General features: G+C 44.8%; 22 protein-coding genes. 8 read left to right on the top strand and 14 right to left on the bottom strand.

From position 1 onward, the window contains the following. Positions 1–6: 6 nt before the first annotated feature. The 12 genes from ACE4RR_RS10380 to ACE4RR_RS10325 form a co-directional block, all read right to left on the bottom strand. Positions 7–915: an alpha/beta hydrolase gene (locus tag ACE4RR_RS10380; RefSeq protein ID WP_375535353.1), complete on the bottom strand. Its 909-nt coding sequence runs from the start codon at positions 913–915 to the stop codon at positions 7–9. Positions 916–948: 33 nt separating this feature from the next. After that, on the bottom strand, positions 949–2304 hold the full coding sequence (locus ACE4RR_RS10375; RefSeq protein WP_375535352.1) for a sodium/glutamate symporter: 1356 nt from the start codon (positions 2302–2304) through the stop codon (positions 949–951). Between the two features lie 118 nt (positions 2305–2422). Next, the gene (locus ACE4RR_RS10370; protein ID WP_375535351.1) at positions 2423–2800 is read right to left on the bottom strand and encodes a hypothetical protein; all 378 of its coding nucleotides are present in this window, start codon (positions 2798–2800) and stop codon (positions 2423–2425) included. Beyond that, the gene (locus tag ACE4RR_RS10365; RefSeq protein ID WP_375535350.1) at positions 2787–4226 is read right to left on the bottom strand and encodes a nitrilase-related carbon-nitrogen hydrolase; all 1440 of its coding nucleotides are present in this window, start codon (positions 4224–4226) and stop codon (positions 2787–2789) included. Before ACE4RR_RS10365 ends, ACE4RR_RS10370 begins: the two co-directional genes overlap by 14 nt. A gap of 453 nt (positions 4227–4679) precedes the next feature. Continuing rightward, entirely contained in the window at positions 4680–4814 is a 135-nt protein-coding gene (locus tag ACE4RR_RS10360; RefSeq protein ID WP_375535349.1) for a hypothetical protein, read from the bottom strand. 4 nt (positions 4815–4818) lie between these two features. After that, positions 4819–5475, bottom strand: a complete 657-nt coding sequence (locus ACE4RR_RS10355) for a class II aldolase/adducin family protein (protein WP_375535348.1) — start codon at positions 5473–5475, stop codon at positions 4819–4821. Further along, positions 5475–6407, bottom strand: a complete 933-nt coding sequence (locus ACE4RR_RS10350; RefSeq protein ID WP_375535347.1) for a 1-phosphofructokinase family hexose kinase — start codon at positions 6405–6407, stop codon at positions 5475–5477. Before ACE4RR_RS10350 ends, ACE4RR_RS10355 begins: the two co-directional genes overlap by 1 nt. Further along, positions 6404–7786, bottom strand: a complete 1383-nt coding sequence (locus tag ACE4RR_RS10345; RefSeq protein ID WP_375535346.1) for a PTS galactitol transporter subunit IIC — start codon at positions 7784–7786, stop codon at positions 6404–6406. Before ACE4RR_RS10345 ends, ACE4RR_RS10350 begins: the two co-directional genes overlap by 4 nt. A 13-nt stretch (positions 7787–7799) precedes the next feature. After that, positions 7800–8075 (bottom strand): PTS sugar transporter subunit IIB, encoded by a 276-nt coding sequence (locus tag ACE4RR_RS10340; RefSeq protein WP_375535345.1) that lies wholly within the window; start codon positions 8073–8075, stop codon positions 7800–7802. Further along, positions 8072–8548: a PTS sugar transporter subunit IIA gene (locus tag ACE4RR_RS10335; protein ID WP_375535344.1), complete on the bottom strand. Its 477-nt coding sequence runs from the start codon at positions 8546–8548 to the stop codon at positions 8072–8074. The genes ACE4RR_RS10340 and ACE4RR_RS10335 overlap by 4 nt, the downstream gene beginning before the upstream one ends. Next, positions 8538–10589: a PRD domain-containing protein gene (locus ACE4RR_RS10330; RefSeq protein ID WP_375535343.1), complete on the bottom strand. Its 2052-nt coding sequence runs from the start codon at positions 10587–10589 to the stop codon at positions 8538–8540. Before ACE4RR_RS10330 ends, ACE4RR_RS10335 begins: the two co-directional genes overlap by 11 nt. Before the next feature lie 535 nt (positions 10590–11124). Next, on the bottom strand, positions 11125–11370 hold the full coding sequence (locus ACE4RR_RS10325) for a hypothetical protein (RefSeq protein ID WP_375535342.1): 246 nt from the start codon (positions 11368–11370) through the stop codon (positions 11125–11127). 166 nt (positions 11371–11536) lie between these two features. Here ACE4RR_RS10325 and ACE4RR_RS10320 point away from each other — a divergent pair, with 166 nt between their 5' ends. The 8 genes from ACE4RR_RS10320 (at position 11537) to ACE4RR_RS10285 (ending at position 19700) form a co-directional block, all read left to right on the top strand. Next, positions 11537–12769 carry a PrsW family glutamic-type intramembrane protease gene (locus ACE4RR_RS10320; RefSeq protein WP_375535341.1) on the top strand — a complete coding sequence of 411 codons (1233 nt, stop codon included), beginning with the start codon at positions 11537–11539 and terminating at the stop codon, positions 12767–12769. Between the two features lie 246 nt (positions 12770–13015). Further along, positions 13016–13639 carry a GntR family transcriptional regulator gene (locus tag ACE4RR_RS10315; protein ID WP_375535340.1) on the top strand — a complete coding sequence of 208 codons (624 nt, stop codon included), beginning with the start codon at positions 13016–13018 and terminating at the stop codon, positions 13637–13639. 21 nt (positions 13640–13660) lie between these two features. Continuing rightward, positions 13661–14896 carry a glucuronate isomerase gene (locus ACE4RR_RS10310; protein WP_375535339.1) on the top strand — a complete coding sequence of 412 codons (1236 nt, stop codon included), beginning with the start codon at positions 13661–13663 and terminating at the stop codon, positions 14894–14896. Positions 14897–14908: 12 nt separating this feature from the next. Further along, positions 14909–15925: a C4-dicarboxylate TRAP transporter substrate-binding protein gene (locus tag ACE4RR_RS10305; RefSeq protein WP_375535338.1), complete on the top strand. Its 1017-nt coding sequence runs from the start codon at positions 14909–14911 to the stop codon at positions 15923–15925. A gap of 29 nt (positions 15926–15954) precedes the next feature. Continuing rightward, positions 15955–16476 (top strand): TRAP transporter small permease, encoded by a 522-nt coding sequence (locus ACE4RR_RS10300; protein WP_375535337.1) that lies wholly within the window; start codon positions 15955–15957, stop codon positions 16474–16476. After that, positions 16473–17753, top strand: coding sequence for a TRAP transporter large permease (locus tag ACE4RR_RS10295; protein ID WP_375535336.1), 1281 nt, complete (start codon positions 16473–16475; stop codon positions 17751–17753). Before ACE4RR_RS10300 ends, ACE4RR_RS10295 begins: the two co-directional genes overlap by 4 nt. A gap of 33 nt (positions 17754–17786) precedes the next feature. Continuing rightward, a complete protein-coding gene (gene uxuA, locus ACE4RR_RS10290) occupies positions 17787–18851 on the top strand; it encodes a mannonate dehydratase (protein ID WP_375535335.1) in 1065 nt (354 codons plus the stop codon). Continuing rightward, positions 18852–19700 carry an SDR family oxidoreductase gene (locus tag ACE4RR_RS10285; protein WP_375535334.1) on the top strand — a complete coding sequence of 283 codons (849 nt, stop codon included), beginning with the start codon at positions 18852–18854 and terminating at the stop codon, positions 19698–19700. 226 nt (positions 19701–19926) lie between these two features. Here ACE4RR_RS10285 and ACE4RR_RS10280 read toward each other — a convergent pair whose 3' ends face one another. Both ACE4RR_RS10280 and ACE4RR_RS10275 read right to left on the bottom strand, forming a co-directional pair. Next, complete coding sequence (locus ACE4RR_RS10280; protein WP_375535333.1) at positions 19927–20742, bottom strand: HAD family hydrolase; 816 nt, start codon at positions 20740–20742, stop codon at positions 19927–19929. Positions 20743–20930: 188 nt separating this feature from the next. Further along, positions 20931–21482 carry an AAA family ATPase gene (locus tag ACE4RR_RS10275; protein ID WP_375535332.1) on the bottom strand — a complete coding sequence of 184 codons (552 nt, stop codon included), beginning with the start codon at positions 21480–21482 and terminating at the stop codon, positions 20931–20933. Positions 21483–21561: the final 79 nt, after the last annotated feature.

The raw sequence follows: 21561 nt of genomic DNA, 5'->3' as shown, positions 1-21561 counted from the left end.
CTCCTTTTAAATGGTTTGGTGGGGTACTCGCTGCATTGCCTTGTTGAAAAAGAGGTTCAAAGAATCTATTAATCTTAAAAACTCCGGGTGATCACTGTACATGAAATCATTGTGCCTGCCGTGAATTTCGAAGAATTGCTTCGGATCATTGGCATGCTGATAGAGCTTGCGGGCTTCATCAACCGGGTGCAGTATGTTACTGACGCCATGCCCGATAAACAATGGCACAGACTCAATCTCAGCCGCTGCTTTTTCTGCATTCATCGCAATAATAGATTCGGTAAATTGAATGTACGTTTGGTGACCGAAGCCGTCGAGCGATGCCAATTCTTTTTCAACATAGCTTGCTGTTGCCGGGTCCAGCGGGTAATGCAGAAAGGTATCTGCCAGCCTGGAGCTGCCTTCAGTCACGCGGCGGACTCTGTCTTCCTTTACGGTTTCGAGGAGTGCCAGCCAATCCTTGTACGAATGAATTGTCTTTAACCAGCGGGCTCCGTTATAAAAGCCGTTTAGTGCGGCGACTGCAGAGATGTTTTGATCGGCTGCAGTTACCTGCAGAACGTGGGCAGCACCCATCCCCCACCCGAGCAGTCCGATGCGTTCCTCATCGACCTCCTCCTGCAGTTTTAAAAACGTAAGGGCATTGTGAATGTCCTCGACTTGTTCTTCAATGAGCACTCTTCCTTTTTCTCCTTCACTTTCCGCAAAACCTCGGTAATCAAAACCGAGACAGACATAGCCCTCTTTGGTCAGTGCCTCTGCAAACATTTTCGGATAAAATTCATTGACTCCCTGATAGCCTGAATTAGGAATAATAGCCGGCCGTTTCTCACCCGCAGCGTAATCATCCGGTAGATACAGCGTTCCTTTCAGCTTACAGCCTTCACTATAAAAGTTGATTTGTTTTTCTCTCATTTTCATCTCTCCCTAAGGTTTTAATAGTATCAATCATCCTGCTTTTTTGCGTCGTTCAGAAACCACTTCTTTTTTCACGAACCAGCCGCTCTTTCCCGCAATAACAATCAGCAGTGCTGCTGTACCAAGGAGAGCGAAGGAGTAGACTCCGGCCAGACCGCTCATCATCATAAGCGGACCAAAGGTGATAATCACAACCTCTACGGGCACCATGCCGACGTAGCCGAGGGCATAATCATCAAGAGTGGAGCTTTTCGTTTTCGGGTCGACGATACGAAGCAGCGCAATACCCATCGCTACTGTGCCGGTACTCCATCCCCACCCGAAAATACCATTTTCAAACCAGTGCTGATGAAACACTCTCGGTGAAATAAAATGAAAGATGGCGTAAGCCCACAGCAGCCCAAAAATAAATAAGGCAGCGAGCGGCACGATATAATTCGAAACTATTGATAGATTAATTGATGCAATTCCAAATGCCACCGTTAAATCTGTGGCTGTCCCGCTTAAGCGGTCAATCACTTTTTTATCTACATAATAATCAGCCTTTGCTGCACGCATCGACTGCTGGACGAGAAGTCCTACAATAAATGCAACGCTGAGAAGCGGCACACTGATCTGGGGGAAAATGGATCCGAGGCCGTTTTGCAGAAAGTAACTGATAACGACCACCATCGCAATAATGGCGAGATGAAAGAATAATGGATCGACTGTATTGCTTGAAACCGTATCATGTCCGGAGGATTCACGGTCATCCTTTGAAACCAGCCCCGTCCGAAGTTCCGAGGGCAGATCTTTAAAGTCAGAAATAAAATTTGTTTTATTTTCTCTCGCGGACTTTTTAATAATCAGCAATCCGCCGATAATTGCACACAAAAGGCCGATGGTGGCAGACGTATAGCCAAGATCAGTCGCATCCTCCCAGCCCATGCTGCTGAATGCTTCTCCCACTGCGGCAGCAGTGCCGTGACCGCCAAGAAAGCCTGCTCCGAGTACAAGGCCAAAGCCCTGGGGGATATTCCAAATATGACTGAGCAGCAAATAGGTTATCATCGCTCCGCCTCCCCACATAAGCAGGGTAAGAAGCATGGAGTAGACCCACATATTGCGGACCCGGCCGAACGTTTTTTTCCAATTGATCCGAGCCGCCCCAATTGGAATCGCCCCGAAGATAACCGCAATAAGAATGGTCGGATAATCAGCGATGGCCTCAGAAAACGGCAGCCACCCGAACCCATTCGGCCCAAATGCAAGACCGGCAAATCCAGCAATAATGCTTGCCGGAATAAAAACCTTCTGCAAAGCTTTTACTTTTGCTCTTAGGATTACCCCGAGAAGCAGAAGCATTGATATCAGGCCGATATCGATCGTCAAATCAAAAACAGACATAATGAACCTCCTTTTTCGGAAAGCGCTATCAAAATTTGTATTACGAGTATACAACATGACAAATTATTTTGAACAGGGGGAATTTAATCATTTCTAACATTTTTTTCTCAGCGAGTGGCTACTCTTCTATTAAAGGCTCATAATGATGTGCCTGTCTGGAGTCGATAAGCTGCTCCTGATTAAACCACCAGTCCTCGGCAAGAGTTTCAAAGGAAGATGTTTTAGCTTCTTCCTCATCTTCGGAAGCAATATCCACTTCATCGAGGCCATATAAAGGATCAATTCCGTACGCCCCGGCGCCTCCGAGATATTCCTGCTCTGTTCCTGTAAAATTCCCGACCACCGTATAGGCTTGAGAGCCGATTGCCAACGCATCCCACGTTACCATCGCATTCTTCGGATAAGGATTTTCTGAAAGCTTGTCGTCAATTTCCATTTCTCCTCCGTACTGCCCGTTCCAGGACGAAGGAACTGCTATAATATCAGCACGGTTCACTGCCACCGGCAGTTTCGGGATAGAGCGCGTCCTCCCCGATAAGAAGACCGATTTTTCCTAATGTATCCGTCTCAAATACCGAGAGCTTGTCCCCTGCTGCAGCCCATTCTTTATCCTCTTCACTTAAATGTGATTTTCGGTATTTACCAGCCTTTTCTCCATTTTCATCAAGAAGCATGGCTGAATTAAAAAGAGAATTTCCCTCCTTCTCAATAAATCCATATACGATCGCGGTGTTATATTTTTCCGCAAGCTTTGCCATGCTTTGCATCGTTTTCCCATTTTCATTTTCTGCAAGCTTTCGAAGCTGGGAAGATTTTTCATTTTCCAGCGGTCCGGTCAGACTCATTTCTGGTAGGACCGTTAATTTAAAATCCTCTTCCTGTGAAGCACTCACTGCCAGCTTTTCTATTTTTTTCAGATTGGATTTTTTATCTCCGGGCTTCGGTTCATATTGAGGGGTAAAGGTTGTTATATTTTTCTCGTCCGTATTTTTGGTTTCATCCCACGGAGAAATGCGCTGCCCCAATTCTTTATATAGCTCCGGCCGCCGCTCTTCCACTCTCTCCTTGTTGTCATTTTCATAATCGCTCTGCTCAATCTCTGCATACTCAATATTCGTTTCCTCGATCGCTTCCTCTTCTTCCATCACGACCGGTGCTTCAGCAAGCTTCTCTCCCTGAGGGGACCATACTGCACTGCCTCCCACCATGTGAAACCCTTTTTCCGTATTGGAGCGATTCGCGCTGACAACATACATTCCGTTCTGCTGTGCCCGCGCCGGCAGCGAGGAAATCGCCTGGGCCGATGAATTTGTAGGGAAAGCTAAAATATCCGCATCCTTTATCCCTGCTAGACGCGCCGGCTCCACATAAGCAGAATCCATGCAGATATTGATCGCAATCCGGCCTATTTCTGTATCAAATACAGGCACACCAAGGTCTCCCCATGCGCCCCAATGCATCTCTGTCTCCCACATCTGCGTTTTTCTATACTTGCCCATGTAGCCGTCAGGACCAATTAACACGGCTGAATTATAATAGAGTTCTGTTTCCTTCTCCTCTTCCGGCATTCCAAACACGATGTGCCCGTCATACTCTTTCGTCAATTCTGAAAATTTTTCCGTCGTCTCACCTGGAATCTGTTCTACAAACGGAGCAATATCCTCACGTTCCTCATACATGTAGCCTGTGGTGGCCATCTCTGGTGCCACTACTAGATCAGCGCCATTTTCAAATGCTTTCTCTGTTTCCTGCAGTAACGCGTCTACATTCTTTTCCTTCTCATATAGCTCCGGATTGAACTGAATGGCTGCTGCAGTAATTGTCGATTCCTCCTCCTGAGGCTCCGGCTCCGCATTTGTTTCAGCCTGACAGCCTGTGAAAAACACAATAGAGACAACAAGGAATAACCACTTCCCCTTCAACAAGAAACCCTCCTTCAGCTGAAATAATCTAAACTTTGGCAAATTTACCACATTGTCTACTTGTCATACAACCTATTTTTTGAAAAATAATATTTACGCTTTCAGCGATTATGAGAATTAGCCGGTATCCCGGGTTCTATAAGTAAAAAAGAAATATTTGTCATCGGATTGTAAGGTAATGTGGAGCAGGTGAGGCGGGCGGCAAGATGATAGATTCATAATCGAATGTAGCTGGGGGGGGTTGGAGTGGCGATCGGCGATAATTCTTGTTTGATCAGCGCTTCGGCAGGAAGTATCAGCGGAAATTTTGAATTCATGAGCGAAAATTCGTAATGTTTGAGCGATAATTTCAATTTCATCGGCGTAAAATCAAAATCTAGCGTCGTAAATGTAAGCAGCATTCATATCTCAAAAACCGCTCGACATTTCCCGGGAAATGTCGAGCGGTTTTTCTTAATTATGCCATCTTTTCTCTGCCACTACCGCCAAAATGAGAGCCGCAGCAGCAATCAGAATATTTTGCAAAAGCACACCAGCAATGAGCAGCCCAGCACTTAAAAAAATGAGAAGCTGAATGGATAGAGACATCCTATTATTCCTCTAGATTATATTGAAGCTCACGGCCGCTGGCACCACCTAATTTCTTTATGGATAGAGAATCGAAAATCAGTGTTTTATAAGCCACATAGGCATTATACTCTATACGTTCAAGCATGTCGTATGCTTTTCGCAGCGATTTATCAAGCACAACGATTCCGTGTTTATTTAATAGCATTGCCAACGGTATCTGATCAGCTTGTCGTGATGTGACGTAGTTTTTCACGATGCCGGCAAGCTCAAGAGATGTGGCGGGAGCAAATGGCAATGTTGGAATCCGGCCAAGCTTCTGTGTCGCTTCTGTTAAATTTGGCATTTCCATATCCATTGTAGCAAACACGAGCGACTCACGGGGGTGGGCATGCAGAACACACCCTATATCCGGCCGCTCACGGTAGCAGGCCATATGCATATTAATTTCTCTTGTAATGTTACCGTCCCCTTCCACTTTCTGTTCGTTCATATTCACAACAAGTATTTCGTGCCATTCAAGATCACAGAATTTCTGCTGGGACATCAACGTAGGGGTCATAATGATGTGATCGTTATTCATTCTTACGCTGACATTGCCTCCGGCAGCATTTGTTTCAAACCTTTCAAACATTGTTTTGACGACAGTACATAGTTCCTCGCGTTCCTTTTTATATAACATTATCCTACCCCTTTCGTTATCTTAACAAGTGTCTTTGCCCTGAACATTTTTGCTTCTTCCACATCAAAATCGGCACTGGTCATTTTTGTTGCTTTTGATGCGGAGCAGCCTGTCGCAAATGCAAGTGACTGCTCCCACGAATAACCTCGTTCTCTTCCAGCAAACAAAGCACCTACAAAAATATCTCCTGCCCCAGTGTCGTTTCGTTCCTTCACTTTTGGCGCAGATACATGAAAACAATCTCCATCTATCAATGCAGTGCATCCACGCTTCCCTCTTGAAAACACCACATAACGAACCGTTTTATTCAGCAAAGATAACTGCTTTTCTACCGTTTCACCTGAAGGAGCCAGCTCCATCAGCTCCTGTTCATTCGGTTTAATGAAATCAACCTTTTCAGTTATCGCTGTTCTCAGCGCTTCTCCGCTGAAGTCACAGGCAATGAGGCATTGCTTTTCTTTTAATAGATGAAGAATTTCTTTTAAGCGATCTTGTGAATATCCCGGGGGGAGAGATCCTGAAAGAATAACCGTGTCCGATGTGGCTGCATGTCTGAGCAAAAACTGCCATAGCATGTCGTGTGTTTCACGTGAAACTGCAAAGCCGTGTTCGGTTACCATTAAGCTCCCTTCCCCACTTGAGTCCATCAGCACGAACGTGTCCCGGGTGGAAGCATCCTGCTCTAAAAAAAGTTCATATCGCAATTCCCGTTGTTTCAACAACGACACCAGCTGAGCTTCATTTTCGGCACCTGCATAAGTAAGTGCACAATTTTCAATTTGAAGCTGCGTGAGCGCATGAGAAACATGCAGGCCTTTCCCCCCCAGATCAAGTGCTTTTTCAGAAACACGGTTATTCTTTCGTTTTGTTAATGGCTCACTTGCATACATAATATGGTCGATTGCCGGATTAAAGGTTATCGTATAAATCACATTACCTTCTCCTTAAATTCTGATTCCTCTACTGCCTTCTCTTCGGTACTGCGATGTTTCATTGTTTTTAAATACAGTGCCAAAAGTGCAACCCAGGCTGCTACAAACAGCAGTCCAAAAAAATTGCCTTCGGTAATTAAACCGGCTTGAGAAAAGATATAGCGAAAGACAGGGTATTCAATGGTACTCCAAGAAATCATCTGTCCGCTGTCAATGGATATCGCCCCTGTTTGCTGAGCAAGCTCTGTAATAGTTGGAGCGAATCCAGTAGCCACATACAAGAATACCGGTGTCGTTATCATCCCTAAAAGAATCATGCGAAGCAGGTTTCCACCAGTAATAATTAAAGCCGGAGCTGCCAGAGAAATATTAATAATGCCCGCAAACGGCAGCACATTGTTCCCTGGTAATAGAACTGCATAGCCGAGGGTAATCGGCACCCATATAATGATGGCGACCCAAAGCTCGTTGCTGCCGGCAAGAATCGGCCAATCGAGTCCAATATGAAGTTTTCGGTTTTTGAATCTCTTTTTCATAAAATCAGATATCGCCTCTGATAATGGGGACAACGCCTGCATGAACAATTTCGCCACCATTGGGAATAATGTTAATGCTGCTGCAGCCTGCACGGCCAGCGTAAGTGCTTCAGAAACACCGTAACCTGCTACAATTCCGAGCAGACCTCCAATGATAAAACCCATCACATGATTTTCAGCGAAAATACCCAGACGATCTTTTAATGTATTAGCGTCGACGTGACGGTCGAGTAAAGGAATTTTACTGAGCAGCCAATTAAAAGGTAGTAAGAAAACACCGAATATCATCATTCCATGAGAAACCGTTACCCCGGGAATTCCGGTGATTTTTTCAATATGCTTTTGATTCACATCCGCAATCAATAGCTCTGCCACCATCTGAATCGAGGCTACTACAAAGGCTAGTACAACGCTGTTGGTTACCCCAATCACAAGTACAGCAGTGAGTATCTTACCCCAAACATTCCAGAGATCAACGTTAAGTGTCTGCGTGCGGTTCATAGCGAGCAACAGTGCATTTACCGCCATTTGCAGCGGAAACATTAGAAACGCCAGCGGCCATGCCCAGGCGAGAGTGGCAAGAGATGTCCATCCGGCATCGATTACGTTCAGCTCAATACCGGTACGCTCCACAAGCCCCTGGCCAGCCGGGGTAAGCGCATCAAGCATAAAGTCGATAACTATGCCCATCCCTGCAAATGCCACTCCAAGAATAATCCCTGCACTAATCGCATCCTTCCATTTCATACGCACCGCCACTCCGACCATGATCATAATTAATGGAACGAAGACGGAGGCACCTAGATCAAGAACATATTCAAAGATAATTTGAATGGTGTCCATATGGCTCTCCCCTTTATTTTAGAATTTTAATTAGCTGGTCTGTTTCTTCCTCCATCCCCATGCCTGTCAAAAAGGCAATTCCATTGAGTGTCGGGATATTGTAACTTTTTGTTCCTCCGGTAATGGCGATATAGACATCACTATGAGGAATATATTGATCGAGCGACTTGATATCGACCGCTTCCACATTGGCCTTCACCTTGTTTTCACTAAGAATTTTCTGCACCTTTAATGCTACAGTCTGACTCGTCGCAACACCGGAACCGCACGCTACAATTACTCTTTTCATAACACTTCACTCCTCACTGGATTTTGTATTGCTTCGTATAGCTCACTTTCATTACTTGCTGCCTTCAAAGCATTCACAAAGCGTTTATCAGAAAATAAATTCATTAAATACTGCAAAACCTCTACCTGTTCTTCCGGCTCAGTAATACCTAGAAAAAAGAAATAGGATACGTCGAACTGGTTGTCTGTGTTTCCCATGTCCCCCACTTTTAGCGGCTCCGTAGTTTTTGCTGCTGCAATGAAAGGCTCGCGGATATGCTCAACATCCGTATGAGGAATCGCGATGGTTATACCCTCGAGCTGAAGACCGGTGGGAAAATGCTTTTCCCGTTCAATTAATGCAGTCGTAAACGTCGGCTCTACGTACTCAGAAGCTATTAAAAGAGAGCCTATTTTCTCGAAGAGTTGGTAAATATTCTGAGAATCGATATTGTAGTAAAGTAAATTCTGTTGAAATAATTGGTTACATTGCATAGAGACCGTTCTCCTCCTTTTGTAATTCTGCGATGATATCCACGACTTCAGCAGCCCGAAAAATGCGTTTTGCACGCTCCTCATCCAAAAATATTTCATTTAAACGGAGCAAAGTCGGAACATGATGCTGAAAATCTATTGGTGCCAGCGTAACAAGAGCTTTCGCGGTTCCTCCGTCCGGCATCCTGACGGGTTCTCGGAAAATTAACACTTCAAAATCTTCCTGCAGTACGCCTGCCTCAGGCTTTGCATGAGGTAAATACACATGAGGACCAAGCACCATCCTGGAACATTCTTTCTCAAAGGATGACTGAACCTCTAGAATGTAACCTTCGTCAATAGAGCTTCTCATTTTCATTCGCTCCAGACTTTCAGCAAGGGCTTTTTGCCAGTCTATTTTGGTTTGTACGAGGCGTACATTTTCCTCGTTAAAAGAAAAATACGATTCTTTTTGCGCTAGACTTGCTTCCTGTGGGCGCTTATTCGGTCCTTGTTCAAAAAAAGTTACAATTTTATCGCGGACCATCTCCTGTTGATCCGAGGAAATATACTCCTTTAACGAATGGACGAGCTCCTTTGCCCGCTTTTCGTTATCGTGCTCAATTGAATGCATCACCTTTCTTCTAAGCACCATTCTCTCTTTTTGACCAAGAACGGGAGGCACGATAAACGTTTTTTGATTAGTACGCAGCGGTACGGTAGTAAATATAAAATCTACTTTTGGCTGTGCAGAAAAGGTCCTCTCTGAATATGCTCCTATGAAGTCTATATGTGGAAACATTAGTCTCAGGGTTTCCAGCAATAGCTTGGAAACCGATGTGCCGTTCCGGCAGACCACCATCGCTCGAAATATAGTTTCCCCCTGTTCATTCGTCTGATAAATCCAGGCCTGAACAAGCATTGCTATATAAACCCTCTCTTCTTCCGCAATTTCCTTTCCTATGAAGGACTCAAGTGATCCTACCGCTCCATCCACGATGGAACATATGGAAGAGTTTTCTTCTGTAAAAACCTTCGTCAGTGGGTTTCTGACAAGCAGTCCCAGTCTGGTTCGATATACAGCAGGGCGTATGTGAACGATCAGTTTTTCCCTGAGCTCGTTTCTTCGAATTAAATTCGTCACCAGCTGCAATTCAATTTGATCTAAAAAGAGATCAATAGCTGTTTCCAGTTCATGGCTCTGCGATAAATCAATCGCTGCCTCCAGCATATTTGAGGATAGCACCTGAAGAGCCAGATACAGCCGATCCTTTTCTGTAAGCTCCTGTTGATCCCAAAACATTTCCTTCAACAGCTCATATTCTTTTGTTTCCATTCCTTCATAGCGTGAGGTTTCAGGAATCCATTCTCGTTGAAAGGCCTGTATACGCTGGATGAGCAAATGAAGAATTACCGGCAGCTCCTCTATCTGTTCATCGGTAAACGATACCTCCAGCCGCTTCTCAATCCTTAGCAGACGCTGCCTCAGCAAAAATACCTCGTTAGGGTGAAGCAGCTGCTTTTGCTTTAAAAGATAATAAGCTATCTCATAATGAAATAATTGCTTTGCTTCAGTAACAAGAAGATTTCTAAGCTTATACTCCGACCCTTTTAAGAAATAACCATCCTTTCGGCTGTAATTAATCTGCAGTGCTTTTTCCTTCAGCACAAGCTTTAACAGCTTCATATCATGCAGTACGGTATTCTTGCTGACCTCTGTAGTTTCTGCCAAATCCTGAAGCGAGAGAGGACGACTTTCCATTAACAGCTTAAGCAGCATTACATGCACTCTCAGCTCCGGAGTCAAATAATCAACAGAAAAATAAGTCGCTTCCCGAAGAATTGTAAATAACCCTTCCCTCATATCAGCCGTTAATGAAATTTCCTGCTTTTCGTCTGCACTAAGAGCCGGAAATTTATGCTCCTGGAGCTCTTTATCAATTGATTGAATGACTTTTTCCAGCTGGCTGCTGGAAACTTCCAACTGTTCTTCCAAATCAGTGAGGGTTGCTCTCTCATTGCAAAGCAAATGAAGCATCGCCTGTTTCATTAAGTGTTCCACCTTACCATCCTCCCCTCCGTCTCTATCGTGAGTTCATTATATATTTTCATTTCAGCTCGTACGCATCCCTTTCTCACAATTTTAGAAAACGCTTACATTAATAATTGTGATGATACCGTAATTAGGTGGCCGTGCCGCGGTTAATCCTTGTGAAGAGAATGAGGTAGAATTGTAGTTTTTTGTTAATGGAAATGTAGTGTGATCTTATGAATTTTTGTAGAGGGTGGATAATATGATGAGCTAAAAACGGAGGGAATTTAAAATCTGCGATAATTGGAATGGGTTCGGCGCTCTGGCAGGAAGTATCAGCGGAAATTTTGAATTCATGAGCGAAAATTCGTAAAGTATGAGCGATAATTTGAATTTCATCGGCGGTATTTCGAAATTCATCGGCGAAATCTGCACTAGCGGCACAGCTGCGGATCAATGACCTCATTTTCATGGACTTATGCCTTTAAAGTGTTTCATGTGAAACAAAAAAAGCTGCCCATAACGAGAGGCAACTGAAAAAGGTCTTTCTAATCTGAAAGAGCTGTTACAGTTTGTTGTGGATTCTCACGAATCGCTTATCGGTGGATGTTTGCCGCGGGCACGGCATCATCTTATTTGCCCGGCGCTGCACGTCGTTCGTCGATAACCTTTCCAGGAGCCGCTCATTGTTTTTTTTCCTCTCTTTTAAAGAGGGACCGTGGCGTTCATGCAATTCCAATATCTCATCCAGCTTTTTTTCAAAACGATCGGCTGCATCCGTCCAATTTGTATCTAGTTTTTTCTCTGTCAAGCTGATGCTCCTCCCTGAATGGAATTATGCTAGCTTCATTCGAGTATATTACTATATGCTGTAATTTTACCTCATACATGCATTCTGGCTCTATCCTTTGGGAGGAATAATCTGGGTATTTGTCGAATGAACTACGTACGGAGACCTACATGCAGGAGGGACGAGGATGGATAGATGGTATTACTCTTACTATGATCAGGTGCTTGGGCCTAAATCTCGGGAAGAGATGCTTGAGCTGAATCGCAAAGGGATTGTTGAGGAAGAAACATTAATTAAAAAAGAAGAGCAGGAGGAATGGGTGGCGTTTGAGAATTCGGAGCTCGGTCATGAATTAGCGGCGACAACGGAAACAGTGGATCCCGGCTTCTCCGGCCAGGTGAGAGGTGCTTTTCTGAATGCTACTGCGAAAGTGAATCAAATGGTCGGGGAAAAAGGTAATATTGATTTAAATATGAGAGATGTATTTTCGGATGTCTTCAAAAAGCACTCGAAGGAAGAAGGAGAATTATTGTTTATTTCCGGCACCTCTGTTACCACCCCGGAGGAAAGTGAAATATCCTATTCCTGGCCGAAGCCTTGGTTGTTTTCACGAATATTTCTAGCTTCTGTTCTCATTTATATCCTATTATATGTTTGTGTGACGACATTTCAAAATGCGAATGCGATTCCGGGCATGATTGTGATTGGAGCTTTTGCAGTGCCGTTTTCTTTGCTCGTGTTTTTCTGGGAAACAAATGCTCCCCGAAATATCAGCATTTTCGAAGTCATCCGCATGTTTTTTGTTGGAGGGGTGGCGTCCATTGCAGCCACCCTTTTCATATTCTCCTTCTTTCCTGTATTTCAGCTTGATTTCAGCGGAGCGATCGCTGTAAGTATCACTGAAGAGCTGGGAAAGTTGGCTATTATCGCTTATTTTATTAATAAATTGCAGGTCAAATACATTCTAAACGGCTTGTTGATCGGTGCTGCCATTGGTGCCGGGTTTGCTGCCTTTGAATCTGCAGGCTATGCCTTTAATATAGGGTTGGTTCTCGGTGGGGAAGCCATGATTGCAAATATTATGGACCGCGCGCTGCTTGCTGTCGGAGGCCATGTCGTCTGGGCTGCGATTACCGGGGCCGCCCTGACACTCGTTAAGGGAAATGCTCCCCTTTCGAGAGAGCATCTTCTGCACCCTACTTTTCTGAAGCTGTTCCTTGTACCTGTCATTTTGCATGCAGTCTGGAACATGCCGCTCCCGCTTCTTCATACGTTTTATGCTATCTTTCTCGTGCTGATCGTCATTGCCTGGGTGTTCATATTCACCTTAATGAATGCGGGACTAAAGCAGATCCCGAGGCTGAATACCTCATATGAAGATCACGAGAAACAACTGAGGTCGCGCAGGTACAGCAAATAATAATAAAAAGCCACAGAAGAGTGGCTTTTTATTATTCGTGAACCTGCATAAACATGAATTGTGTAATTTTTGGCGGGGCCTGGCCCCCCAAAAAACCTCCCCCCACCAAAAATCATCCCTCTGTCCTTGTAATTCGTATAATAAAATGCTAGTATACAAGTATTCTAATATACCATAGCCATTCATTCCAATATAAAGTGAGGGTGATTAAAAATAAATACTTCCGTTAGAAGTAACGCCTACAGCGTGATCAAGGACCAGATTATCAGACTCGAGCTGATTCCCGGACAAAAGGTGTCAGAAAATCGACTTGCTGAAAGCCTGGAAGTCAGCAGGACGCCCGTTCGTGAAGCATTTGTACGTCTTTCTCAAGAAGGACTGATTGATGTTTACCCCCAGAGAGGATCCTTCATCTCTTTAATCAATGAGGAATACGTGGAAGAAGGCCGTTTCATGAGAGAACACATGGAAATTGCCGTTGTGAAGCTTGCCTGCAGCCATATGCCGAAGGATCATCTTCAACACCTTTCAGAAAACATTGTTCTTCAGAAAAACAGCGTCAAAGAAAAAAACCATCAGCGTCTGTTCCAGCTGGATGAAGAATTTCATCAAACGATATTCTCCGGCTGTAAAAAAGTGCGGACCTGGCAGACCGTCCAAAATATGATGGTGCACTTGAACAGAACTAGAATGCTGAGTCTCGCATCAGAATTGAACTGGGAAATGCTTGTAGAACAGCATACCGATATTTTAGCAGCCATTAAAAATCAGGATGCCGGCAAAGCTGAAAAATTAATGAAGGAACATTTAACCCTTGTCAATATTGACCTCGAAGACTTAAAAACTCAATATGCCAGCTATTTCAAATAAATTAAAAAGGAGAGACATTTCTTGGATTCCCATTTACAAGCAACGATTAAAGACATTGTCAACACTACGCCGATAGTAGATATGCATACTCATCTCTTCCCTCCTCCCTTCAGCGATTTATGCTTAACCGGAATAGATGAATTATTAACCTATCATTATTTGGTTTCTGAAGCTTTTCTATGGATGAAAGAGGATTACGAGAATTTCTTTCATCGTTCAAAAACCTCGCAGGCCCAGGTCGTCTGGGACGAGCTTTTCGTGAAGCGGTCCCCGACGAGCGAGGCTGCTCTGGGAATACTGACAATCCTCCAGGAATTAGAGATTCCATTTACAACAAATCTTGAAGAAATAAGAAACCGCTTCCAGGATCTGTCTATATCTAACAGCGACTACGCGGATTATATCCTGGAGAAATCCAATATCTCCTCGATTACGATGACAAATAACCCATTCGATCCATTGGAAAGAAAGTATTGGGACAAGCCGCAGCCATTTTCCAGGAACACGTTCACTCCAGCATTACGGGTAGATCCATTAATCAGTCAATGGAAGGAGACCTGCCGGCAATTAGTGGAAGAAGGATATGAGGTGACTGAAGACCTCTCTTCTGAGACGGTAAAAGAAATTAAACGGTTTTTGCGAGTCTGGGTGGAAAAAATGGAACCTGTCTACATGGCCGCCTCTCTGCCGTGGAATTTTCCAACTGCCTCTAATGAAAGCGTTTTACTTGAGGAGTGTGTGCTGGCTGTCTGCCAAGAGTACCGCCTCCCTCTTTCATTGATGCTCGGCACAAAACGCCGGCTTAATCCTCAGCTCGACATCGCAGGGGACGGGGTCGGTCAAACAAACTTTGATTATTTAGAAAAGCTGTGTGTCCAGCATCCCGCTCAAAAATTTTTACTAACGATCTTATCTCGTGAAAATCAATATGAATTAACCGTACTTGGTCAAAAATTCAGAAATGTGATGGTATTTGGCTGCTGGTGGTTTTTAAATACTCCACAATTTATGACGGAAATGACCACCATGAGAATGGATCAGCTTGGCCAGCGCTTTATACCCCAGCATTCGGACTGCCGCGTTCTTGAACAGCTGCTATACAAATGGAAGCATTTTCGAAAGGTGTTCAGTTCCATTCTGATTGATCGTTATCAATTACTTGAAGAAAAAGGTGTTCCTCTTACGGCAGACGTTATTCAACAGGATGTCAATCAACTGTTCCGTGATAACTTTCAAGAATTTATTCAAGAAAAGTGAGGAGATATTATCATGAAGAAATTCATATCAATGATGAGCCTATCAGGAATTTTTATTCTAACAGCCTGTGGCGGCGGCAGTGATGAAGAAAATGCCGAAGGCTCAGGAGGAGCGGAGGATCCCACTTATTCCCTTCAAGTAGGCATTGTCGTGTCTGAAAACGATCCAATGTATGAAGGACTGGAAACCTTCAAGGAAAACGTCGAAGATAGAACAGATGGTGACCTGGAAGTCGAAATTTTTACAGACTCATCTCTAGGAGACACACCTGATATCCAGGAACAGGCGATTTCCGGAGCCAATGTCGGAACACTTGCCGACGCTGCCATCATGGCAGATTACAAGGAAGAATTAGGCATCCTGCAGGGTCCTTACCTGTTTGAAGATTACGAGGATATACAGAAAGTCACCGACTCCGATTTATTTAATGAATGGTCTGCTGATTTAGCCGAAACTCAAAATCTTCAGATTCTATCTTTCAATTGGTATCAGGGAGCACGCCACATGGTGACAAATAATGAAATTCAGACTCCGGAAGATTTACAGGGACAGAATATCCGAACCATTGGTGCCGACATTTTCACAGAAACTATGTCAGCGATGGGCGCAAATCCTACAGGAATGGATTGGGCTGAGGTTTATTCTGGAATCCAGCAGGGAGCGATCGACGGGGCAGAAGCTCAGCATTCTGCTACCCACGGAGCAAGCCTTTATGAAGTAGCGGACTATGTATCGAAAACCAATCATATTCAGCTTATTACCGGCTTTGTAGTAGGTGCTGACTGGTATAACAATCTCCCGGAAGACTACAAAGAAATCTTAGTAGAAGAAGCGAATACGGGCGGAGAAGATGCCTCAGAAATCGTACGGGACAGCACAGAGGAATACGAAAGCATGATGGAAGAAGAAGGCATGACGATCGCAGAGCCGGACGTGGAACCGTTTAGAGAAGCTACGAAAGGCGTATATGAAAAATTTGATGGTTATCCAGAGCTTCGTGAAGAAATCCTTACCTTGATTGAAGAGTAAAAAGAAGGACGATGGAGGGGAGCACTACCATGAGAACCCTTGTCAACACACTTACAACAATCGAAGAAATCGTTACGAAGCTCTTACTGGCAGCGATCGTTCTATTGGTTTTCTATTCTGCCATGGTCCGCTGGGCCGGTTTCCCCGTTGCATGGTCTGTAGAAATGGCACAATTGCTGTTTATATGGCTCGTCTTTATCGGTGCCAATCAGGCACTGAGAAAGAATCGTCATATCGGGATCGATTTCTTCGTTTTAAAGCTGCCTCCCGTCATGCAGACCATAGTCTTTGTAGTGGCAAACCTTATTATCGCAGTGTTTTTATTGTTTTGTGTAATCTATGGACTGGAACACAGCCTGAGCAATTCATTGCGCCAGGTTCAGAACCTTGACCTGAGCTATTCTTACATCACAGCGTCCATCCCTGTCGGCTGCACGCTGATGTTGATCACGCTGCTCGTTAAATGGATTTCCTATTTTATAAGGAAACAAACACCCGGACCACGGAATGAATCTACTAACGACCGCAGCGACGGAGGTGTCATTTCATGATTTGGGTACTCATTGCATTTGCAGCATTAATTATAGTAAATGTACCAATTGCATTTGCCATCGGCGCTTCCGGGCTTCTCTTTTTTATCCTTGAGCCGAATCTTCCGACAAGCCTTGCTCTTCAGCGTTTTGCAGAAGGGACACAATCATTTCCTCTGCTTGCGGTCCCATTTTTCGTGCTTGCCGGTAATCTGTTAAATGAAACCGGGATTACCAAGCGCTTAATCAATTTTGCGAATGCGTTAACGGGACATCTGGTCGGCGGCCTTGCTCATATCTCAATTGTGCTCAGTGCGATGATGGGAGGCATTTCCGGTTCTGCGAATGCCGACGCTGCGATGCAAAGTCGGATCCTCGCTCCGCAGATGATGGGAAGAGGTTATTCCGGCGGTTTTTCTACGTCCGTTATCGCCTATAGTGCTTTAATTACGGCCACCATTCCACCGAGCATCGGGCTGATTCTTTATGGCTTTGTTGGAGAAGTATCCATCGGCCAGCTATTTTTAGCCGGTATTGTACCAGGGGTTTTAATGACTATCATACTTATGGTAACTTCCACTTTAATTGCAAAAAAACGCCATTATACCCCGGCAAGAGTAGAAAGGGCCTCATTTAAAGAAGTGGCTGCCACATTTAAAGCCAGTTTCTGGGGCTTATTATTTCCGGTCATATTGATCGTCGGAATCCGCTTTGGCGTCTTTACCGCTTCAGAAGCAGGCGCGTTTGCCGTTGTTTATGCTTTTGTCGTGGGGGCCTTTATTTATAAAGAGCTTGATTGGAAAACACTGAACAAGGTGTTAAAAAATACAGTCGAAGATAACGCCATCATTATGCTGATTATTGCCTGTGCTTCTATTCTCGGCTACGTTATTACGTCTGCTCGGCTGCCGCAGGAAGCCTCGGCATCGCTGCTCGCTTTGACAGAAAGTCCGCTGCTTATCACAGCTATTGTACTGCTATTTTTATTGTTGGCAGGCATGTTTATGGAAAGCACGGTGAACACCCTTTTACTGACACCAATATTTTTGCCGATCATGACAAATATCGGAATGGACCCTGTGCATTTTGGTATCCTGATGATGACGATTGTGACAATGGGAGGGATGACACCGCCTATCGGCGTAACGATGTATACCGTGTGTTCCTTATCAAATGTCCCGGTGACCGACTATATGAAAGAGTCCTTACCGTTTATAGGAGCCGTTGTTGTATTTATCGTGTTATTAGTAGTCTTTCCACAGATATCACTATTTTTGCCAGAACAGCTGATGCGCTGATTTTCCCACAATGACTAGAATGGAGTAATGACTATGCAGATAGCCTTTCGATGGTATGGAGCCAATAACGACAGTGTCACGCTGCGGCAGATCAAGCAGATTCCAGGCACTGCCTCTATCGTGTGGGCCCTCCATCATAAAAAGCCTGGAGAACTATGGACTCTTGATGAAATCGAAAAAGAAGTGACAGAAATTAAAAAGCACGGCTTTCACTTTAACATCGTCGAAAGCGTAAATATTCATGAAGACATCAAGCTTGGCCTGCCTTCCAGGGATGAGTATATTGCAAATTATAAACAAACGATTCGTAATCTTGCTGCCAGCGGCGTCGATACAATCTGCTACAACTTTATGCCGGTGTTTGACTGGATCCGCACAGACCTGAATAAAGAATTGGCAGACGGTTCCACGGCGATGTTTTATGAAGCAGCAAAAATAAATAATATTACCCCGCAGGAACTCGTGTCTAAAATCACGGAAATACCTGACTTCACGATGCCGGGCTGGGAACCGGACCGACTGAAAAATATTCAGCATTTAATAGAGCAGTACCACAAAGTCTCGAAGGATACCCTGTGGGACAACCTTCAGTACTTTTTAAACAGCATCCTGCCGGTATGCGAAGAGCATGGGGTTCGAATGGCAGTACATCCAGACGATCCGCCATGGCCATTATTCGGGCTGCCCCGTATAATGAACAGCTATGAAGATCTAGAAAGGCTCCTGCAGCTATCCGACAGCTCTGCCAATGGCATTACGTTATGCACTGGCTCTCTTGGCGCAAAAGAAGAAAACAACCTTTCAGACATGATTTATGCGTTTAAAGACCGCATTTATTTTGCTCATGTACGCAATGTCCGCCGGTACGAAAATGGGGATTTTATCGAAACCTCCCACCGTACCAGAGACGGTTCGGTAAATATCGCCGGTATTATGAGAGCATTCCATGACATAGGTTACGACGGATATATCCGTCCGGACCACGGAAGACAGATCTGGGATGAGCAATGCCGCCCCGGCTATGGCCTGTATGATAGAGCACTCGGCATTATGTATCTTCTCGGAATCTGGGACACTCTACAAAAAGGAGAATTATAAATGACATCAGCTCAATTTAACTTACAAGGTAAAGTTGCCGTTATCACAGGAGGAGGTGGCGTTCTCTGCGGAGAAATGGCCAAAGCGCTGGCACGACAAGGAGTCAAAATCGCCGTCCTCAGTCGAAGACAGGAAAATGCCCAAAAAGTGGCGGATGAGATTCTTGAAGAAAATGGAGAAGCAATCGCCGTCGCCTGCGATGTACTTGACAAGGACAGCATTGTTGCCGCTGATGAAAAAATACAGGCTCATTATAAAAGCTACGACATTCTGATAAACGGAGCCGGTGGTAACCATCCTGATGCTGCCACCTCTGAAGAATATTTCAAACAGGACCACTTGAACGATGAAGATACTAAATCCTTCTTTGACCTGACGAAAGAAGGAATGGAGCACGTCTTTCACTTAAACTATATCGGAGCGGTTCTCTCTACCCAGGTTTTTATGAAGCATATGCTCGGAAAAGAGGATGCCAGTGTCATTAACATCTCGTCCATGAGCGCCCCAAGCCCAATGACAAAGGTGGTGTCCTACAGTGCCGCTAAAGCAGGCATTGATAACTTCACCCAATGGCTGGCGGTACACATGGCAAAAGAAAACGTTCGCTGTAACGCAATCGCACCAGGGTTTTTCCTCACCTCTCAAAACCGCAATCTCTTATTAAATGAAGATGGAAGCTACACCGAGCGCTCGAACAAAATTATCAGCCACACCCCAATGGAGCGCTTTGGAAAACCCGAGGACTTAACCGGCACACTGCTCTGGCTTGCCGACACAGGCATGTCCCGCTTTGTCAATGGTGTTACGATCCCGGTAGACGGCGGTTTTATGGCGTACTCCGGAGTTTAAAAAATCAATGTAAAAGGACTGCTCCTTACGACGGTGATGTAAACCGAGTAATGGGAGCAGTCTTTTTTTGGAGTGAGCAGCCGTCTTACGCTTCCGGCAATCCCTTGGGCGAGGTCATGTTTGAATTGTGTAATTTGGGGCGGGGCCTGGCCCCACCCCAAAATTACACAATAAAAAAAGCCGCTCCACCGTTTTCAGCAGAGGGACTTTCGAAGATGTATGCACCTTACAAAGAGGACACTTTGGCCCGCGTTGTATGCCAGCTTGGCGATAATACGGTATTCTCAAGAAAATGGGCAATGCCATCCTGCTCATGGTGTAAAGTTATCGCGTCAGCCACCTGTTTAAGTTCATCGCAGGCATTTCCCATCGCCACGCCGATACCGCTTGACTGCAGCATCTGCACATCATTCGGCCCATCACCGAAGCTGATGACTTCTGCGGGATGAATACCGTAATTCCGTAGCAGCATGCGGATCGTATGCCATTTCGACACATCCTTCGGCACAAGCTCGAAGCCATCCTCCCAATAAATCACTTCACAGTCGTTCGAAAAATGGCGTCCGTGCCGTGATCCGATCGCATCGGTTCGCACGCTGTACTTCAGCACGTTCGGCGGACGATAGGAATGAAAGTCCTCCACTGCCAAGGGCGGTTTACCGCATTCCTTCACCCAAGTCTCTACCATTTCATCATGCTGCTTGCAGTAAATGCCGTCGGCAAGGTGGACGATTACATTTCGAAAGTGTGTCCTTGCGAGATCATAAAATAAATCAGTCTGGATACGGACATTTTTTGTCCAGAGGGGGTGATAAGAGAAGGGATCATAAACCGCAGCACCGTTCAAACAAACGAGGGGAGTAGTAAGCTCGAGCTGCTGATGATAAGGGGAAGCAATATCGCACTGACGGCCCGTCGCTAAAAACACGTGAATACCTTCCTCTCGGAGCTGATCAATCACTTCCTTGTTCCGATTCGAAATCTCGTTTCCGGTTGTAAGCAGCGTCCCATCCATGTCCAAAAATACAGCCTTAACATTCATACGTTGTCTGTCTCCTCCTTCACTGACTCCGATTCGAATGATGCAGACCTTTGTATGCCTGCACCTTCATTCTATAGAACGATTGTGAAGCTGATAAAAAGCAGAAATAAAGATTTTGTAAATGAGTTCCCCATTTTTGAAATGCTGTATCTGAAACCGCCAATAAGTTTTTCTTTGTCTTTAACTATTTACTTTGGAAATAGTCTTATTACATCGCTGGTCACTAATTTTATAATCGCTGCAGCACTCTCATCAACGCTTTGATTCGTCGTATCGAGGACATGCGATTCATATTCTCCTACATCAGCAAAATCACGCCACATCCCTGCCACCACCTCAGGATTCACTAATGCTTCAGCTTCCTCTCTTACTATTGCCCGAGCAATGGTTGTTTCTACGTCCGGACGCAGTACAACATAATGAACATCCACTCCTCCGCGGACGGCTTGATGCCAGGAAGACAGGAACCATGGTCCAATCACCCCATCTACAAAAGTTTCATAGCCTCCTGACGCAAATCGGGCGGCACTGGCCGTAAACGCTTCGATAATCACCTTATTTTGATACTGTGCGTCAGGCAGCCATGGAGAAACATATCCTTTTCGAATGTACTTATAAAAGTCATCTGAGTGCATATGGATCGAACGTTCATGTGCTGATTGTTCCGCAAGACGTTGTGCAATAGTGCTCTTTCCGGCTCCCGGAGGTCCAGAAATAATTATTATAGGGGCAGATTGCATTTTTATTAATTCTCCTCCTTTTGAAGTTCGTTTAAAGAAAATAAATCACCCAACTAACTAAAACTGCCCTTAAAGCAAG

Source organism: Alteribacillus sp. HJP-4 (genome assembly GCF_042139015.1).
Taxonomy (GTDB): Bacteria; Bacillota; Bacilli; order Bacillales; family Marinococcaceae; genus JBHIKY01.
The sequence above is the reverse complement of the archived record's forward strand: the minus strand, read 5'-3'. Positions and strand labels throughout refer to the sequence as shown.

Excerpts from the sequence above, each read along its gene's own strand:
- ACE4RR_RS10380 (WP_375535353.1), bottom strand. The coding sequence starts at position 915 with ATGAGAGAAAAACAAATCAACTTTTATAGTGAAGGCTGTAAGCTGAAA.
- ACE4RR_RS10375 (WP_375535352.1), bottom strand. The coding sequence starts at position 2,304 with ATGTCTGTTTTTGATTTGACGATCGATATCGGCCTGATATCAATGCTT.
- ACE4RR_RS10360 (WP_375535349.1), bottom strand. The coding sequence starts at position 4,814 with ATGTCTCTATCCATTCAGCTTCTCATTTTTTTAAGTGCTGGGCTGCTC.
- ACE4RR_RS10355 (WP_375535348.1), bottom strand. The coding sequence starts at position 5,475 with ATGTTATATAAAAAGGAACGCGAGGAACTATGTACTGTCGTCAAAACA.
- ACE4RR_RS10345 (WP_375535346.1), bottom strand. The coding sequence starts at position 7,786 with ATGGACACCATTCAAATTATCTTTGAATATGTTCTTGATCTAGGTGCC.
- ACE4RR_RS10340 (WP_375535345.1), bottom strand. The coding sequence starts at position 8,075 with ATGAAAAGAGTAATTGTAGCGTGCGGTTCCGGTGTTGCGACGAGTCAG.
- ACE4RR_RS10335 (WP_375535344.1), bottom strand. The coding sequence starts at position 8,548 with ATGCAATGTAACCAATTATTTCAACAGAATTTACTTTACTACAATATC.
- ACE4RR_RS10320 (WP_375535341.1), top strand. The coding sequence starts at position 11,537 with ATGGATAGATGGTATTACTCTTACTATGATCAGGTGCTTGGGCCTAAA.
- ACE4RR_RS10305 (WP_375535338.1), top strand. The coding sequence starts at position 14,909 with ATGAAGAAATTCATATCAATGATGAGCCTATCAGGAATTTTTATTCTA.
- ACE4RR_RS10300 (WP_375535337.1), top strand. The coding sequence starts at position 15,955 with ATGAGAACCCTTGTCAACACACTTACAACAATCGAAGAAATCGTTACG.
- ACE4RR_RS10295 (WP_375535336.1), top strand. The coding sequence starts at position 16,473 with ATGATTTGGGTACTCATTGCATTTGCAGCATTAATTATAGTAAATGTA.
- uxuA (WP_375535335.1), top strand. The coding sequence starts at position 17,787 with ATGCAGATAGCCTTTCGATGGTATGGAGCCAATAACGACAGTGTCACG.
- ACE4RR_RS10285 (WP_375535334.1), top strand. The coding sequence starts at position 18,852 with ATGACATCAGCTCAATTTAACTTACAAGGTAAAGTTGCCGTTATCACA.
- ACE4RR_RS10280 (WP_375535333.1), bottom strand. The coding sequence starts at position 20,742 with ATGAATGTTAAGGCTGTATTTTTGGACATGGATGGGACGCTGCTTACA.
- ACE4RR_RS10275 (WP_375535332.1), bottom strand. The coding sequence starts at position 21,482 with ATGCAATCTGCCCCTATAATAATTATTTCTGGACCTCCGGGAGCCGGA.